This window comes from Variovorax sp. 01N429, assembly GCF_056399425.1.
On record NZ_JBFTRG010000002.1, the window covers coordinates 140,206 to 154,762 of the forward strand.

Sequence of the window (14,557 nt, forward strand, 5' to 3'; positions counted from 1 at the left end):
AAGGCGGCCCTTCTCAAATCATTTTCTCTAATCCCGAACAATTTCAACTCCCTTGCTGATCTTCTTATGGGCAACCGCTACTGACGATTGGCTTGTGCAAACTCGTCTGTAGAACCACCTGCGTTTCTTTCCTGACACCAAACCCGATGGCCGTGACCCGAAATAGATAAGTCGTCTTGCCGGCACTCGCGCTTTGAAGGCGATCGGACTCCCACCCCCCGTTGTTGCGCATGGCCTCTATGACGTAGCGTGGCGGAGCAGCGGGTGTCGCGCCTGTGCCGGTCACGTATTTCTGTCCAGTGAAGGCGCCGTATTCAACCGATGTGCGGCTTTCAGGCGAGAGATCGGCGCGCATCCACGCCGGCGTTGCGCCGCTTTGCGCGGGAGCGCAAAGGCCTTGGTTATTTCCGGCGCTGCCGCACCCCGGGACGAACGCCGCCACATCCTTGCTGTTGAACAGGCAAAGACGCGAAGAGGTGTGCTTGTTCGGTCCCAGAACATCGAGTTCGGCATCGATCAATGCCGCCTCCGCGGCCTGGAAGGCGATCTCCCTGTCTCGATCATTCCTTGCCGCAACTTCATCGACGACCGAAAGCTGCGCCGCACCCAATCCCAACACGGTGACGACGATCAACAGGAGCAGCACGACGATCAGCGAGAAGCCCGATTCGCGACTCATGCGGGATTCCTCGCTGCGTTTCGCAGCTTGACCGTGAATGTCGCAACGGCACGAAAGCGGCCGTCGTCCGGCGGATCGAAGTAGATCTTTTCAAAACCCTTGCCTAGGGGGTAGAGCCGATAGTCTTCGTCGCTGACTCGTCTCAGGTCACCGTTCCGGCGATTGCTCCGAGCCACCACGCCCACGCGAACTGCCACGACCTTGCGCCACTCGCCATTGACGCTCCCCCCGCCCGCAGCTTTGGCCGAAATCTCCCTGGCCTCGAGCCACGCATCAGGCACGCCGTCGCCGTCGCCGTCATGCCCGTAGACGACCTTGAATTTTTCGACACCGCGCGCCAAGGGCTGCGAATACAAGGACCCCGTGCTGGATGGCGCCTTGCAGTAGAGCTCGGGCTCTCCATCGTCCGCGCGAGCCACGAAGAAGAAGCTGGACACACGGCCACCGGTGGGAGAAGCCTCGGCAGGTCCAGCGTGAGCCACACCCAGGCAGTCGATGATGGTCCCGTCGTCCTTGCCGGCATCGTTGGCGCTGCTGCGGCCGAAGAAGCGAACGACAAGCGAGTCGTTGCCCGCGCTCAGGTCGGTGTCGTCCTCTCCGAAGCTGTTGCCGTTCTTGCCGACTGCCGTGTTGCTGGCACCCACGACAGGAAGGTCGAAAAGACCATCGGCACCATCGAGCGGCGCTGCGTCGCCGCCGCCGACGACAACACCCTCCGTCAGGTGGTCAGGCGCATAGTCCGAGTAGCCCGCCTGACGAAGCTGCCCCTGCACCACATGACGCGCAAAGCGAAGCGATTCGTGGACCGCCTGGGCGTCGGCGCTGGTGTTGAACAGCCTCTTTCCTGCGAGAAAAGCCGTCGAGGCAGCGAGCACGATGACCAAGCCGACCGCCATGGCGATCATCAGCTCGATCAACGTCACGCCGCGTTGCCGCAATCGAGACTCCATTCAGGAACTCCCGCCGTCGCTCTCGGTATCGCCGTAGTTATGCCCCGGAATCAGCTGCATGACGATGCGAGGCTCTCGCTGGGCCATTTCGTCTTCGCTGCCGATTCGGGGCACCCAGCCCAGCTTGACGACGAGGTTGCGGCCCTGGTCGCTGCAGTTCCACACGTATCGGAAATCTTCCCCTTCTTCGCTCACCACGGCGTCATCGAAGCACACGACCACGTGGGCCCGCGGGAGAGCAAGTCTGGCACGTTCGACCCACTGCTCCATGTCCCATGCCGCCAGGCTCGCCTCGTCGCATGCGGCATCCATGCCGACGCAGGTGCCGCCCTGCCCCGGAAGCACATCCGTGCTCTTGAGGTCGACCAGATAAGGATTGGCCCGGGCATTTCGCGCCGCGACATTCTTGTTGACGCGCGTCTTCTCCGAAAGCTCACGCACGAGGTTGACCGCTTCGGTGAACGACGCCGATTCGCTGGTGCTCCTCACGGATGTCAACAACATCCCCACCATGCCCAGCAATCCAAGGCTGAGAACGACGATCGAGACGAGCACCTCGATCAGCGAAAAGCCTCCGGCCGGACGTTTGCTTAACGCCATGATTTTTCCTCTCCCTCTTTGGCCGCGCAGTCTAATGACGAGCCTTCGCCGTTCATCCCGGTTTTTCTACCGCTCGTATGATTCGGCCGGTGCGTCCCGCGATGTCCCTCAGACTCTCGCTCCGCGGTACTCCGTTCGACTACATGGTTGCTTCCGTGCCCCCACTCAATGCCGATGAACAGCAGATCGCCGCTGCGCAACAACTCGCGTTCGAAGCGCGCTATCTCACCGATCCCAATCCGCGCGTGGGTTGCGTCCTGACGGACGCCGCAGGCGAGGTCATCGGGATCGGCCATACGCAGCGCACGGGAGGCCCGCATGCCGAGGTGATGGCCTTGCAGAACGCTGCTGCAAGAGGTCATTCGGTCGCGGGCGCGACGGCTTACGTCACGCTGGAGCCTTGCTCGCATCACGGCCGCACCGCCCCTTGCTGTGACGCCTTGGTCTCGGCGGGCATTCGCCGTGTGGTTGCTTCCGTCTCGGACCCGAACCCTCTCGTCGGTGGCAAGGGCTTCGAGCGTCTTCGCGCCGCCGGCGTGGAAGTCGTGGTCGGGCCTGGCGCCGCGGAATCGCGCGAACTCAACATCGGTTTTTTCAGCCGCATGGTGCGCAAGACGCCGTGGGTGCGCCTCAAGGTTGCGGCCTCGCTCGACGGCAAGACGGCGCTCACCAATGGCGTGAGCCAATGGATCACTTCGGAACCCGCCCGCGCTGACGGCCATGCATGGCGGGCGCGAGCGAGCGCCGTGCTGACCGGTGTCGGCACGCTGATCGACGACGACCCGCGCCTGGACGTGCGCCTGGTCGAAACATCCCGACAACCGCATCTGGTGGTGGTGGACAGCCGCCTGCAAACGCCGCCCGAGGCGAAGATCTTCGGCGTCCCGGGCCGCAAGATCTGGATCTACGCCGCGAGCAGGGACGAGCCCAAAGCCCGAGCCCTGGAGGCGCGGGGTGCCACGATCACGGTCCTGCCCAACGCCGATGGCAAGGTGGATCTTTCCGCCATGCTGCGCGATCTCGCCGTTCGCGAAATCAATGAACTGCATGTGGAAGCCGGTCACAAGCTCAACGGCTCGTTGATCCGCGAAGGACTGGTCGATGAAATGCTGCTGTACCTGGCGCCCAAATTTCTTGGCGACGGCCTGGAAATGGCAAGCCACCCCTTTGCCGAAGGACCACTGACCGCGCTGTCGGGGGCCCTCGCGCTGGATTTCCGCTCCGTCGATCGCTTCGGAGCCGACATCCGGATCCTGGCCCGAATCGCAGGCCGGGACGCTTTCTAAGGCGTGCCCGCCGCCGCGCCCCACATCTCTGCGAAAATGCCGCGATGTTCACCGGAATCATCACCGGCGTGGGGCGCATCGCCGCAGTCCACGACCTCGGCAGTTCTTCATCCCACGGCAAGCGGCTCAGCATCGCGGTGCCTGACGGCTATCTCGACGACGTGGGCCTCGGTGACAGCATCGCGCTCAACGGCGCCTGCATGACCGTCACCACGCTCGATCCTCCGCAGCAACTCTTCACCATCGACATCTCGGCCGAATCGCTCGACAAGACGGCCGGGCTGTCGGAAGAAGCCGCGCGGGTCAATCTCGAGAAGGCTCTGCGCGCCAATGACCGGCTGGGGGGCCATATCGTGTCCGGCCACGTCGATGGCATCGGCACGGTCAGCCATTTCGCGCCGGTCGGCGAAAGCTGGGAGCTTCGCGTACTGGCTCCGCCGGCCCTCGCCCGCTTCCTCGCCTACAAGGGCTCGATCACCGTGAACGGCGTCAGCCTCACGGTCAACAGCGTGAGCGACGGCCCGGACGGAAGCGAAGTCAGCATCAACCTGATCCCCCATACGGTCGAAAACACTGCCCTCGGCAGCCTTAGGAAGGGCAGCCGCGTCAACCTCGAAATCGATACTGTCGCGCGCTACGTGGAGCGCATGCTCCAGGCGGGCGCCCTTCCCCTCCCAAAGAAAGACAACGCGCCATGAACGCCTCCGTCACGCCCATCGGAGCCCCGCGGGGCGTCCGCGCCCCGGCATCCATCTCGCCGGTCGAGGACATCGTCGCCGAGCTGCGCGCTGGCCGCATGGTGATCCTCGTCGACGAGGAAGACCGGGAGAACGAAGGCGACATCGTCCTGGCGGCCGACCACGTGACGCCCGAGGCCATCAACTTCATGGCGCGCCATGCCCGGGGGCTGATCTGCCTCACGCTCTCGCGCGAAATGTGCGAGCGGCTCCAGCTGCCGCCCATGGTGGCTCGCAATGGCGCCAAGCATTCCACCGCGTTCACCGTGTCGATCGAAGCGGCCGAAGGCGTGACGACCGGCATCTCGGCGGCGGACCGTGCTCGAACCGTGCAGGCCGCGGTCGCGCCGAATGCCGTCGCTGCCGACCTCGTCCAGCCGGGGCACATCTTTCCGCTGCAGGCCGTCGACGGCGGCGTGCTCATGCGAGCCGGCCATACCGAAGCGGGCTGCGATCTCGCCAGCATGGCGGGGTGCTCACCAGCCGCGGTGATTTGCGAGGTGATGAACGAAGACGGCACGATGGCCCGCCTGCCCGACCTGCAGCTCTTCGCGGCCGAGCACGGCATCAAGATCGGCACCATCGCTGCCCTGATCGAACACCGCAGCCGCACGGAATCGCTGGTCGAAAAAGTGGGATGCCGCGAAATCGAGACCGCCTGGGGCCCCTTCACCGCTCACGCGTTCAAGGACAAGCCGAGCAACGGCGTGCACCTGGCGCTGGTCCGCGGCAAATGGAACGCCAGCGACACCGTGGACGTGCGCGTACACGAGCCGCTTTCGGTGCTCGACGCGCTCGAACGCAATCGCGCCCTGCACTCCTGGAGCCTCGATGCCAGCCTCGCGCACCTGGCGGCAGAAGGCAAAGGCGTTGCCGTGCTGCTGAACTGCGGAGAAACCGGCGCCGAGTTGCTGTCGCAGTTCGACGGCACCGCGCGCCCGGCGCAGGCGCCCGAGCGCGGTCGCATGGACCTGCGCAGCTACGGCATCGGCGCGCAAATCCTGCGTGAATGCGGCGTGCACAAGATGAATCTTCTGGGCACGCCGCGTCGCATGCCCAGCATGGCGGCGGGCTATGGGCTCGAAATCGCCGGCTACCTCTCCAAGGACGACGAACAATGAACCACCCACACACAAGGCGGACCGCCTGATGCAGCACGCGAACAAGGGCGCCGACCTCGAAGTGGACGGCAAGGGGCTGCGCATCGGCATCGTTCAGGCGCGCTTCAATGAAGACATCACCAATGCGCTTGCCAAAGCCTGTCTGGGCGAACTCGCCGCGCTGGGCGTCGCCAAGTCCGACATCGACCACGTGAGCGTGCCCGGTGCGCTCGAAGTCCCAGTCGCGCTGCAGGCCATGGCCGAGCGCAACCGCTATCACGCGCTCGTTGCGCTGGGCTGCATCATTCGTGGCGAGACCTATCACTTCGAGCTGGTCGCGAACGAATCAGGCGCCAGCGTGAGCCGCCTGGCGCTCGACTATCGCCTTCCGATCGCCAACGCGATCCTCACGACCGAAAACCTCGAACAGGCGATCGCGCGCCAGACCGACAAAGGCCGCGACGCTGCGCGCGTCGCCGTCGAAATGGCGCGACTGCTCGCCACCCTCTCATGACCGAAGACACCAAAAGCCCGGGCGGCAAGCCACGCCAAACCCGCACGGGCCTCACCAGCACCGGCGCGCGAAAGGCTTCGGCCAAATCCACGCGCAGCCGCGCTCGCGAGTTCGCATTGCAAGCGCTTTATCAGCATCTGGTAGGCCACAACGAACCGGCGGCGATCGACGAATTCACGCGTGATCTGGCCGGCTTTCACAAGGCGGACGCTGCGCACTACGACGCGCTTCTGCATGGATCGATCGAGACTGCGCAACAGCTCGACGCACTGATCGTGCCGCTGCTCGACCGCAAGCTCGAGGAGATTTCGCCGGTCGAGCATGCCGTGATGTGGATCGGCGTGTATGAGTTTCAGAACTGCCCCGACGTGCCCTGGCGCGTGGTCCTGAACGAATGCATTGAGCTCGCCAAGGAGTTTGGCGGTACCGACGGCCACAAGTATGTGAATGCCGTGCTCAACGGCGTTGCACCGCAATTGCGCGCGCTTGAAGTCGAGGCCGATCGCGCGAGCGGAAAGGCAAAGCCATGAGGATTTCGAAGCGCGCGGAGCGCATCGAACCTTTCTATGTGATGGAGGTCGCCAAGGCGGCGTCCAAGCTCGCTCGCGAAGTGGCTCTCACCGACCGGCCGATGATCTTCCTCAACATCGGCGAGCCGGATTTCACGGCACCTCCGCTGGTGCAGGAACACGCCGCCCGCGCAGTGCGCGCCGGGGCAACGCAGTACACGCAGGCCACTGGCCTCGACCACCTGCGCGAGCGCATCAGCCACTGGTACACCCAACGATTTGGCGTCGAAGTGCCGGCACGCCGGATCGTCATCACGGCTGGCGCTTCGGCCGCGCTGCAGTTGGCCTGCCTTGCCCTGATCGAAGCCGGCGACGAGATGCTGTTGCCTGATCCGAGCTATCCCTGTAACCGCCATTTCGTCACCGCCGCCGACGGCCGCGCGGTGCTGGTGCCGACCACCGCCGCCGAGCGCTTTCAGCTCAGCGCCGCCAAGGTCGAAGAAGCATGGACCGACCGCACGCGCGGCGTGCTGCTGGCATCGCCTTCGAATCCGACGGGCACATCGATCGCACCCGACGAACTTCGCCGCATTCATGAGGTCGTCAGCCGTCGCGGCGGCATCACGCTCGTCGACGAGATCTACCTGGGACTTTCATACGACGACGCCTTCGGGCAGACCGCGCTCGCCATCGATGATCAGGTCATCAGCATCAACAGCTTCAGCAAGTACTTCAACATGACCGGCTGGCGTCTTGGCTGGATGGTGGTGCCGGACTCGCTGGTGCCTGCCATCGAACGCCTGGCGCAGAACCTTTTCATCTGCGCGAGCACGGTGTCGCAATACGCCGCGCTTGCCTGCTTCGAGCCCGAGAGCATCACCGAATACGAACGCCGCCGTGCCGAGTTCAAAGCGCGGCGCGACTGGTTCATTCCGCAACTCGACGCGCTCGGCCTCAAGGTGCCCGTGGTGCCCGACGGCGCCTTCTACGCCTGGGCCGACTGCAGCGATTTTGCCGAGAAGCTCGGCATCTCCGGCAGTTGGGACTTCGCCTTCGAAGCCATGAAGCAGGCCCACGTCGCCGTCACTCCGGGCCGCGACTTCGGCGCTGCCGATACGTCGCGCTTCATCCGTTTTTCGACGGCCAGCTCGATGGCGCACCTCGAAGAATCGATTGCGCGGCTGCGAGCCTGGGCGGGCGCCGCCATTCCCGCATGAGCTTTGCGCTGCCCATCCGCGTCTATTGGGAAGACACCGATGCGGGCGGCATCGTGTTCTATGCCAACTACCTCAAGTTCATGGAACGCGCGCGCACCGAATGGCTGCGCTCGCTCGGCGTTGCCCAAGGGCGTTTGCGCGAGGAAACCGGCGGCATCTTCGTCGTGAGCGAAACGCAGCTCAAATACCACCGCCCGGCACGGCTCGATGATGAACTGCTCGTTACAGCCGAGCTTCGCCAGATCGGCTCCGCGTCACTCATAATCGCCCAGCGCGTGCTATCAAAAACAGAGCAAGACGCCGATGAGGGCGAGATGGCGCACGCCACGCTCCTGTGCGAAGGCACGATCCGCATCGGCTGGGTCCTGGCCGACACACTGCGGCCCGCGCGCATCCCCCCTCAAGTTTCGGGAACCCTCGAGCGCTACGCGCGCTCCATGTCTCAACCTCTCAAGCCATGAATCAAGACCTCTCGATCATCTCCCTGCTGCTGCACGCCAGCATCCCCGTGCAGCTCGTCGTGCTGCTGCTCATCGTCGTTTCCGTCGCGAGCTGGGCCGCGATCTTCCGCAAGTACTTTGCGCTGAAGAGAACCCGATCGCTCAACGAAGATTTCGAGCGCGACTTCTGGTCCGGCACGAGCCTGAACGAACTGTTCTCCTCGGCCGCGCAGAACGCCAAGTTCGCCGGCCCGATGGAACGCATCTTCGCGTCCGGCATGCGCGAATACCAAAAGCTGCGCGAGCGCCACGTGTCGGACACGGGCACGCTGCTCGACGGCGCACGCCGCGCGATGCGCGCGAGCTTCCAGCGAGAACTCGACGCTGTCGAACAGAACCTCTCCTTTCTCGCAACCGTCGGCTCTGTCTCGCCTTACGTCGGCCTCTTCGGCACCGTGTGGGGGATCATGCATGCCTTCACAGGGCTCGCCGCGCTTGCGCAGGTCACGCTTTCGACGGTCGCACCCGGCATCGCCGAAGCGCTGGTCGCGACTGCCATCGGGCTCTTCGCGGCCATTCCGGCGGTGGTCGCCTACAACCGCTTTGCGCGCGAAATCGACAAGATCGCCATCGCACTCGAGACCTTCATCGAAGAGTTCTCGAACATCCTTCAGCGCAACCTGACGGCGCACGTGCATCCGGCATCCGTCACCGCGGCCACCGGCCGCTGAAGCGGAGCACCTCGCCATGCCAGCCATGTCCTCCCGCGGCCGCGGCCGCCGAACGATCAACGAGATCAACATGGTCCCGTTCATCGACGTGATGCTGGTGCTGCTGATCATCTTCATGGTCACCGCGCCACTGATCACGCCGAGCGTGATCAACCTGCCCACGGTCGATCGCGCCAACAAGCAGCCCGACAAGCCGATCGAGATCGTCATCAAGAGCGACGACGAAGTGCAGATCAAGAAAGACCCGTCCACCGGCAGCGGTGGCAGCTCGATCCCGATGACACAGATCGGCGCGGCGGCCAAGACGGCGCAAGGCGGCGACGCGGAACGCCCGGTGGTCATCAGCGCCGACAAGACCGTCAAGTACGAGACCGTCGTCAAGGCGATGAACCAGCTCAAGCGCAGCGGTATCGAGCGCGTCGGCCTGTCGGTGCAGACCACGGGCGCGAAGTAAGGCATGTCGCTCGCCTCAGATCGCCCCGAATTCGCGCCGCCGCCGCAGCGCGGCACGTTGCGCGCGGTGGTGCTGGCGCTGATCGCGCATGCGCTGCTCATCGCCGCCCTGACCTGGGGCGTCAACTGGCGCCGGGAGGCCGAGAACGACGCGGTGGAAGCCGAGCTGTGGTCATCGACGGTTCAGCAGGCTGCGCCGCGAGCTGTCGCGCCAACACCTACGCCACCGGTGCCGACGCCGACTCCCGCCCCTCCTCCGCCGCCGCCCCCGCCTCCGCCGCCGCAAGCGGTGAAGCCGCCGGAGCCCACGCCGACGCCGCGCGCGCCTGACATCGCCCTCGAACGCGAGAAGAAACTCAAGGAACAAAAAGAGCAGAAGGAGCGCGAACTGGAGCAGCAGGCACAGCAGCAGAAGAAGCTCGACGCCGCCAAGAAGGCAGCGCAGGAAAAGAAAGAGGCCGAAGCGAAGCAGCGCGCAGAAGACGAAGCCGAGCGCAAGAAGGAAGAACAACAGAAGCAGGCCGAACTGAAGCGCAAGCAAGAAGCCGAGGCCAAGCAGGCCGAAGCCGCGAAGAAGAAGGAAGCCGAAGCCAAGCAAGCGGCCCAAGCCGCTGCGGATCGCGCGGCGACGCTCAAGCGCATGCAGGCGATGGCCGGTACCGGTGGCGAAGGTGCGGCGGCAAAGGCTTCGGGCCCCTCTGGAAGCTATGGCGGCAAGGTCAACGCGGCAGTACGTCCGAACGTGGTATTTCCTGATGCGGATCTGGTCAGCGGCAATCCAGCAGCCGAGTTCGACGTTCGACTTGCGCCCGACGGAACCATCGTCGGAACACCGACGCTCAACAAGTCGAGCGGTTTGCCGAACTGGGACGAGGCTGCGTTGCGAGCCCTGCAAAAAACCGAGAAACTCCCCCGAGACGTCGACGGCACGGTTCCAGCGCGGCTCACCATCACGTTGAGGCCGAAGCGCTGACGGAAGGACGATTGCCATGCACACCCACGACCTGAGCCCGTGGCAACACGACCACCAGTTCGATCAAGGCAACGCCGCCGGCGAACGCGGCACGAAGCTCGTGATGTGGATCACGGCCATCATGATGGTGGCCGAAATTACTGCCGGCTGGGCCTACAACTCGATGGCGCTATTGGCCGACGGCTTCCACATGAGTTCGCATGCGGTCGCGATTGGGCTGAGCGCCTTCGCCTACGCCGCCGCCCGGCGCCACGCCAGGGACCGACGCTTCGCTTTCGGCACCTGGAAGATCGAAGTGCTGGGCGGATTCGCCAGTGCGATCTTTCTTCTGGTGGTTGCCGCGCTGATGGTCGCCGGCTCGGTCGAGCGGCTCATTTCCCCTGCCGCGATCCACTACCGCGAGGCCATCGTCATTGGTGCGCTCGGGCTGCTGGTGAACATCGTGTCGGCATTCATTCTGGGGGCTGCCCATCATCACGGCGGTGAGCATCATGACCATCACGCTCACGCACCTGCGCACGGGCACGGGCACGAGCACGGTCATGAACACCATCACGACCTCAATCTCAAGTCGGCGTACGTCCACGTGGTTGCCGATGCCGCAACATCGGTGCTCGCCATCGTCGCCCTCGTGGGCGGCTGGCTCTACGGCTGGTCCTGGCTCGACCCTGTCATGGGCATCGTGGGTGCGATCGTCGTGGCGCTCTGGGCCAAGCGGCTGATCGCCGATACGAGCAAGGTACTGCTCGACCGCGAAATGGATCATCCGGTGGTCGACGAAATCCGCGAAGTCATCGAAGAACAGGGTCACGCGACCGAGACTCGCGTGACCGACCTCCACGTCTGGCGCGTCGGCAAGGCGACCTACGCCTGCGCCGTGAGCGTGGTCACTCACGATGAAGAGCTGACTCCCGATGCGGTTCGCAGCTGGCTGTCGGTGCATGAGGAGGTCGTGCATGCCACTATCGAAATCAACCGTTGTCCTGATCGGACGTAGGCCAGCGAGTCCTTGACCTTGCCACAGTGGCAAGCTTTAGATTTGCGGCCCTGCGCTCCCATCGTTCCAGTGAAATTCCTTCGCATCTTCCTGCTGCTTCTGCTCGCCGTGTCGCTACCGCTGCGGGGTGCGATGGCCGAACCGCAGATGCACGCGCCTGTGCAGGCGCACGCATCGGCCGCTGCAGCCGATCATGGCGACCATGACGCCCATGGCGATCACGCCGAACATGCGAAACATGCGAAACATGCTCACGATCAGCACGGCAATTCCTTAGAGACGTCCCAGCAATGCAACCTCTGCTGCGACCTGTGCTCCCTGACCCCGCTCGCGAGCAGTTGGCCCAGCGTGCCAGCGCCGCAGGACCTTGCGCCGGTCGTCTTTCCGGCCCTTAGCGTTCCCTCTCCGGGCTATCTCCCGGAGCGCCAGGAACGCCCTCCACGAAGCATCTGACCTGACAGGGCCTCCTACGCGAGGCCACAAGGCGCTCGCGCGTCCATCGCGCGGGCCATGGTTGGCCGGGCCCGCGCCCGCGCCAACGATTCAGATGCTTCCAAAATGAAAATCTACGTCAAGACATTTGCGGGCGCGACGCTGCTCGTTCTTGCTGGCTGCGCCTCCTTCTCGAAAGACGGCGGCTTTGACAAGGTCGCCGAACTGACGAAGGAGCGCACCGGGCAAATTGCCAAATGGCAGCGCACGCCTTCGGACGCCGACTCCGTCCAGAGGCGCACCAGCGAAATCCTGGGTGAGCCGCTTACGGCGGACCGCGCGGTTGAACTCGCGCTTCTCAACAACCCCGGATTGCAGGCCAGCTATGCCGATCTCGGCATCGCCGAATCCGACCTCGTGCGGGCCGGGCGCCTCGCCAATCCATCATTCAGCTTCGGGCGGCTGAGCGGCGGCGGTGTCACCGAAATCGACCGCTCCATCCTGTTCAACATCCTGGGCCTGCTGACGATGCCTCTCGCCCAGGAGGTGGAGCAACGCCGCTTCGAACAAGCCCAGTACCAAGCGGCTTCCAGCACCGTGGCGCTTGCCGCCGACACGCGCAAGACGTTCTTCGGCGCAGTGGCCTCGCAGGACCTCGTCAGGTACTACGAGCGCGTCAAGGAAGCCGCGGACGCTTCCAATGAACTGGCACGGCGCATGGCCGAGGCCGGCAACTTCAACAAGTTGTCGCAGATGCGCGAGCAGTCCTTCCATGCGGACGCGATTTCGCAGCTGGCGCGTGCCCAACATCAGGCGACTGCCGATCGGGAGCGTCTCGTCCGGCTGCTCGGCCTGCCGGGCGGTCCGAACGCCTTGCAGCTTCCCGAGCGCCTGCCGGATCTGCCGAAAGAGCAGATGCAGTCCAAGGACGCAGAACAGACGGCGATGGACAAGCGGCTTGACGTTCAGCTTGCCAAGCGAAGATCCGAAGCCAGCGCGAAGGCACTCGGCCTGACGCAGGCGACGCGATGGGTCAACGTCCTGCAACTGGGCTATGCCAACAAGAGCCAGACGGGCGAAGCGCGAGAGAACGGGTATGACATCGAACTCGAACTGCCGCTCTTCGATTTCGGAACGACGCGCACCGCACGCGCCGAAGCGATCTACATGCAGTCGATGCAGCGCGCCTCGGAAGTGGCGCTCAATGCGCAATCGGAAGTGCGGGAAACGTACGCCGCCTATCGCACGGCCTACGACCTCGCCAGGCATTACCGCGACGAGGTGGTGCCGCTGAAGAAGCGCATCTCCGACGAGAACCTGCTTCGCTACAACGGCATGCTCATCAGCGTCTTCGAGCTTCTGGCCGATGCGCGAGAGCAGATCACCAGCGTCACGGCGTACATCGATGCGCTGCGTGATTACTGGATTGCCGAAACGAACCTTCAGACGGCACTGACGGGGCAATCGCCGGGCCGATCGCCGGGCCAGAACTGAAAGACCACCCAATGAACAACCGCAGAAACTTTCTCCGCACCGCCGGCGCGACGGCGCTGGGCACGGGCGCCGTGAGCCGCATCGGTGCTGCCTCCCTGCCGGAAGCTCCCGTCCAGCCGTCGCCGGCCACGCAGCCGCCGCTGGTCCCGAAAACAGGCCGCCCCTACAACCCCGTTGTCACCCTCAACGGCTGGTCGCTGCCATGGCGAATGAAAGGCGGCGTCAAGGAGTTTCACCTCGTCGCCGAGCCCGTGGTGCGTGAACTGGCGCCGGGCATGAACGCGAATCTCTGGGGCTACAACGGCACGAGCGTCGGCCCGACCATCGAAGCCGTCGAAGGCGATCGTGTTCGCATCTTCCTGACCAACCGGCTGCCGGAGCCGACGAGCATCCATTGGCACGGGATGCTGCTGCCGTCGGGGATGGACGGGGTGACCGGGCTGACGCAACCGGCGATCGCACCCGGCAAGACCTTCGTCTATGAGTTCGTCCTGCAGAAGCCAGGCACCTTCATGTACCACCCTCACGCCGACGAAACCCTGCAGATCGCGATGGGAATGATGGGCATGTTCATCGTGCACCCCAAGGAGCCGGACATGTTCAAGGTCGATCGCGATTTCGTCTTCCTGCTCGCCGCCTACGACATCGATCCCGGCGCCGCGACGCCGAGGGTGAACACCATGCTCGATTTCAACCTCTGGACCTGGAACAGCCGCGTGTTTCCGGGCATCGATCCGCTGGTCGCCAGGACGGGCGACCGGGTGCGCATCCGCGTCGGGAATCTCACGATGACCAACCATCCGATGCACCTCCACGGACACCATTTCGAGGTCACCGGCACCGATGGCGGCTGGGTGCCGCCGTCTGCCCGCTGGCCCGAGGTGACGACTGACGTAGCGGTCGGGCAGATGAGAGCCTTCGAATTCAATGCAACCGCCGGGGATTGGGCCTTCCACTGCCACAAGTCGCATCACACGATGAACGCCATGGGCCACGACGTGCCCACCATGCTCGGTGTCCACGGCCGCGGCGTCGCCGAGAAGATCACGCGGCTCATCCCTGACTACATGCACATGGGCGACCGCGGAATGCACGACATGGCGCAGATGCAAATGCCGCTGCCGGACAACACGTTGCCGATGATGACCGGCACCGGTCCATTCGGTGCCATCGGCATGGGCGGCATGTTCAGCGTGGTCAAGGTCCGCGACAACCAGAAGCCGGGCGACTATCGCGATCCAGGGTGGTTCAAGCATCCCGCCGGCACGCTTGCCAGGGAATACACGGGCGAGCTCCCAGAGGCTGTGCGCAGTCGGGCCCCGAYGGCAGACTCACGTGCGGTCAACGCACGCGAGCCAACCACCCACCAAGGTCATCAAGGCAATCAGGACCACGGCGGTCATGGAGCTCACAGCGGCCACGAAGGCCACTGATCCCGCACTGGT

The 14,557-nt window shown here is 64.4% G+C and carries 17 protein-coding genes; 14 read left to right on the forward strand and 3 right to left on the reverse strand.

The features are described 5' to 3' along the window. Positions 1 to 64: 64 nt before the first annotated feature. Genes AC1DSF_RS03860 through pilV form a run of 3 tightly spaced genes read right to left on the reverse strand, consistent with a single transcriptional unit; the run spans position 65 to position 2,229 of the window. Positions 65 to 679: a pilus assembly PilX family protein gene (locus AC1DSF_RS03860; protein ID WP_478123559.1), complete on the reverse strand. Its 615-nt coding sequence runs from the start codon at positions 677 to 679 to the stop codon at positions 65 to 67. After that, a complete protein-coding gene (locus AC1DSF_RS03865) occupies positions 676 to 1,629 on the reverse strand; it encodes a PilW family protein (protein ID WP_478123560.1) in 954 nt (317 codons plus the stop codon). The genes AC1DSF_RS03860 and AC1DSF_RS03865 overlap by 4 nt, the downstream gene beginning before the upstream one ends. Beyond that, positions 1,630 to 2,229: a type IV pilus modification protein PilV gene (gene pilV, locus AC1DSF_RS03870; protein ID WP_478123561.1), complete on the reverse strand. Its 600-nt coding sequence runs from the start codon at positions 2,227 to 2,229 to the stop codon at positions 1,630 to 1,632. A gap of 143 nt (positions 2,230 to 2,372) precedes the next feature. Here pilV and ribD point away from each other — a divergent pair, with 143 nt between their 5' ends. From ribD to AC1DSF_RS03940, 14 genes are all read left to right on the forward strand, one after another. Then, positions 2,373 to 3,515 (forward strand): bifunctional diaminohydroxyphosphoribosylaminopyrimidine deaminase/5-amino-6-(5-phosphoribosylamino)uracil reductase RibD, encoded by a 1,143-nt coding sequence (ribD, locus tag AC1DSF_RS03875; protein ID WP_478123978.1) that lies wholly within the window; start codon positions 2,373 to 2,375, stop codon positions 3,513 to 3,515. A gap of 44 nt (positions 3,516 to 3,559) precedes the next feature. Next, entirely contained in the window at positions 3,560 to 4,213 is a 654-nt protein-coding gene (locus AC1DSF_RS03880) for a riboflavin synthase (protein ID WP_478123562.1), read from the forward strand. Next, positions 4,210 to 5,373 (forward strand): bifunctional 3,4-dihydroxy-2-butanone-4-phosphate synthase/GTP cyclohydrolase II, encoded by a 1,164-nt coding sequence (ribBA, locus tag AC1DSF_RS03885; RefSeq protein ID WP_478123563.1) that lies wholly within the window; start codon positions 4,210 to 4,212, stop codon positions 5,371 to 5,373. The genes AC1DSF_RS03880 and ribBA overlap by 4 nt, the downstream gene beginning before the upstream one ends. A 28-nt stretch (positions 5,374 to 5,401) precedes the next feature. Continuing rightward, complete coding sequence (gene ribH, locus AC1DSF_RS03890; RefSeq protein ID WP_478123564.1) at positions 5,402 to 5,866, forward strand: 6,7-dimethyl-8-ribityllumazine synthase; 465 nt, start codon at positions 5,402 to 5,404, stop codon at positions 5,864 to 5,866. Further along, a complete protein-coding gene (gene nusB / locus AC1DSF_RS03895) occupies positions 5,863 to 6,396 on the forward strand; it encodes a transcription antitermination factor NusB (RefSeq protein WP_478123565.1) in 534 nt (177 codons plus the stop codon). The genes ribH and nusB overlap by 4 nt, the downstream gene beginning before the upstream one ends. Further along, complete coding sequence (locus AC1DSF_RS03900; protein WP_478123566.1) at positions 6,393 to 7,592, forward strand: pyridoxal phosphate-dependent aminotransferase; 1,200 nt, start codon at positions 6,393 to 6,395, stop codon at positions 7,590 to 7,592. The genes nusB and AC1DSF_RS03900 overlap by 4 nt, the downstream gene beginning before the upstream one ends. Further along, entirely contained in the window at positions 7,589 to 8,053 is a 465-nt protein-coding gene (ybgC, locus tag AC1DSF_RS03905; protein ID WP_478123567.1) for a tol-pal system-associated acyl-CoA thioesterase, read from the forward strand. Before AC1DSF_RS03900 ends, ybgC begins: the two co-directional genes overlap by 4 nt. Continuing rightward, positions 8,050 to 8,763: a protein TolQ gene (gene tolQ, locus AC1DSF_RS03910; protein ID WP_478123568.1), complete on the forward strand. Its 714-nt coding sequence runs from the start codon at positions 8,050 to 8,052 to the stop codon at positions 8,761 to 8,763. Before ybgC ends, tolQ begins: the two co-directional genes overlap by 4 nt. A 16-nt stretch (positions 8,764 to 8,779) precedes the next feature. Next, positions 8,780 to 9,217 carry an ExbD/TolR family protein gene (locus AC1DSF_RS03915; protein ID WP_478123569.1) on the forward strand — a complete coding sequence of 146 codons (438 nt, stop codon included), beginning with the start codon at positions 8,780 to 8,782 and terminating at the stop codon, positions 9,215 to 9,217. Between the two features lie 3 nt (positions 9,218 to 9,220). Further along, the gene (gene tolA / locus AC1DSF_RS03920; RefSeq protein ID WP_478123570.1) at positions 9,221 to 10,189 is read left to right on the forward strand and encodes a cell envelope integrity protein TolA; all 969 of its coding nucleotides are present in this window, start codon (positions 9,221 to 9,223) and stop codon (positions 10,187 to 10,189) included. Between the two features lie 16 nt (positions 10,190 to 10,205). After that, positions 10,206 to 11,186 carry a CDF family Co(II)/Ni(II) efflux transporter DmeF gene (gene dmeF, locus AC1DSF_RS03925; RefSeq protein WP_478123571.1) on the forward strand — a complete coding sequence of 327 codons (981 nt, stop codon included), beginning with the start codon at positions 10,206 to 10,208 and terminating at the stop codon, positions 11,184 to 11,186. Positions 11,187 to 11,333: 147 nt separating this feature from the next. After that, positions 11,334 to 11,639: a hypothetical protein gene (locus tag AC1DSF_RS03930; protein ID WP_478123979.1), complete on the forward strand. Its 306-nt coding sequence runs from the start codon at positions 11,334 to 11,336 to the stop codon at positions 11,637 to 11,639. A 105-nt stretch (positions 11,640 to 11,744) separates the two neighbouring features. After that, the gene (locus AC1DSF_RS03935) at positions 11,745 to 13,112 is read left to right on the forward strand and encodes a TolC family protein (protein ID WP_478123572.1); all 1,368 of its coding nucleotides are present in this window, start codon (positions 11,745 to 11,747) and stop codon (positions 13,110 to 13,112) included. 11 nt (positions 13,113 to 13,123) lie between these two features. Continuing rightward, on the forward strand, positions 13,124 to 14,545 hold the full coding sequence (locus tag AC1DSF_RS03940; RefSeq protein ID WP_478182349.1) for a multicopper oxidase family protein: 1,422 nt from the start codon (positions 13,124 to 13,126) through the stop codon (positions 14,543 to 14,545). Positions 14,546 to 14,557: the final 12 nt, after the last annotated feature.

Bases quoted from the DNA above. Each gene is read 5' to 3' on its own strand.
- AC1DSF_RS03860 (WP_478123559.1), bottom strand. From the start codon at position 679: ATGAGTCGCGAATCGGGCTTCTCGCTGATCGTCGTGCTGCTCCTGTTG.
- AC1DSF_RS03865 (WP_478123560.1), bottom strand. From the start codon at position 1,629: ATGGAGTCTCGATTGCGGCAACGCGGCGTGACGTTGATCGAGCTGATG.
- pilV (WP_478123561.1), bottom strand. From the start codon at position 2,229: ATGGCGTTAAGCAAACGTCCGGCCGGAGGCTTTTCGCTGATCGAGGTG.
- ribD (WP_478123978.1), top strand. From the start codon at position 2,373: ATGGTTGCTTCCGTGCCCCCACTCAATGCCGATGAACAGCAGATCGCC.
- AC1DSF_RS03880 (WP_478123562.1), top strand. From the start codon at position 3,560: ATGTTCACCGGAATCATCACCGGCGTGGGGCGCATCGCCGCAGTCCAC.
- ribBA (WP_478123563.1), top strand. From the start codon at position 4,210: ATGAACGCCTCCGTCACGCCCATCGGAGCCCCGCGGGGCGTCCGCGCC.
- ribH (WP_478123564.1), top strand. From the start codon at position 5,402: ATGCAGCACGCGAACAAGGGCGCCGACCTCGAAGTGGACGGCAAGGGG.
- nusB (WP_478123565.1), top strand. From the start codon at position 5,863: ATGACCGAAGACACCAAAAGCCCGGGCGGCAAGCCACGCCAAACCCGC.
- AC1DSF_RS03900 (WP_478123566.1), top strand. From the start codon at position 6,393: ATGAGGATTTCGAAGCGCGCGGAGCGCATCGAACCTTTCTATGTGATG.
- ybgC (WP_478123567.1), top strand. From the start codon at position 7,589: ATGAGCTTTGCGCTGCCCATCCGCGTCTATTGGGAAGACACCGATGCG.
- tolQ (WP_478123568.1), top strand. From the start codon at position 8,050: ATGAATCAAGACCTCTCGATCATCTCCCTGCTGCTGCACGCCAGCATC.
- AC1DSF_RS03915 (WP_478123569.1), top strand. From the start codon at position 8,780: ATGCCAGCCATGTCCTCCCGCGGCCGCGGCCGCCGAACGATCAACGAG.
- tolA (WP_478123570.1), top strand. From the start codon at position 9,221: ATGTCGCTCGCCTCAGATCGCCCCGAATTCGCGCCGCCGCCGCAGCGC.
- dmeF (WP_478123571.1), top strand. From the start codon at position 10,206: ATGCACACCCACGACCTGAGCCCGTGGCAACACGACCACCAGTTCGAT.
- AC1DSF_RS03930 (WP_478123979.1), top strand. From the start codon at position 11,334: ATGCACGCGCCTGTGCAGGCGCACGCATCGGCCGCTGCAGCCGATCAT.
- AC1DSF_RS03935 (WP_478123572.1), top strand. From the start codon at position 11,745: ATGAAAATCTACGTCAAGACATTTGCGGGCGCGACGCTGCTCGTTCTT.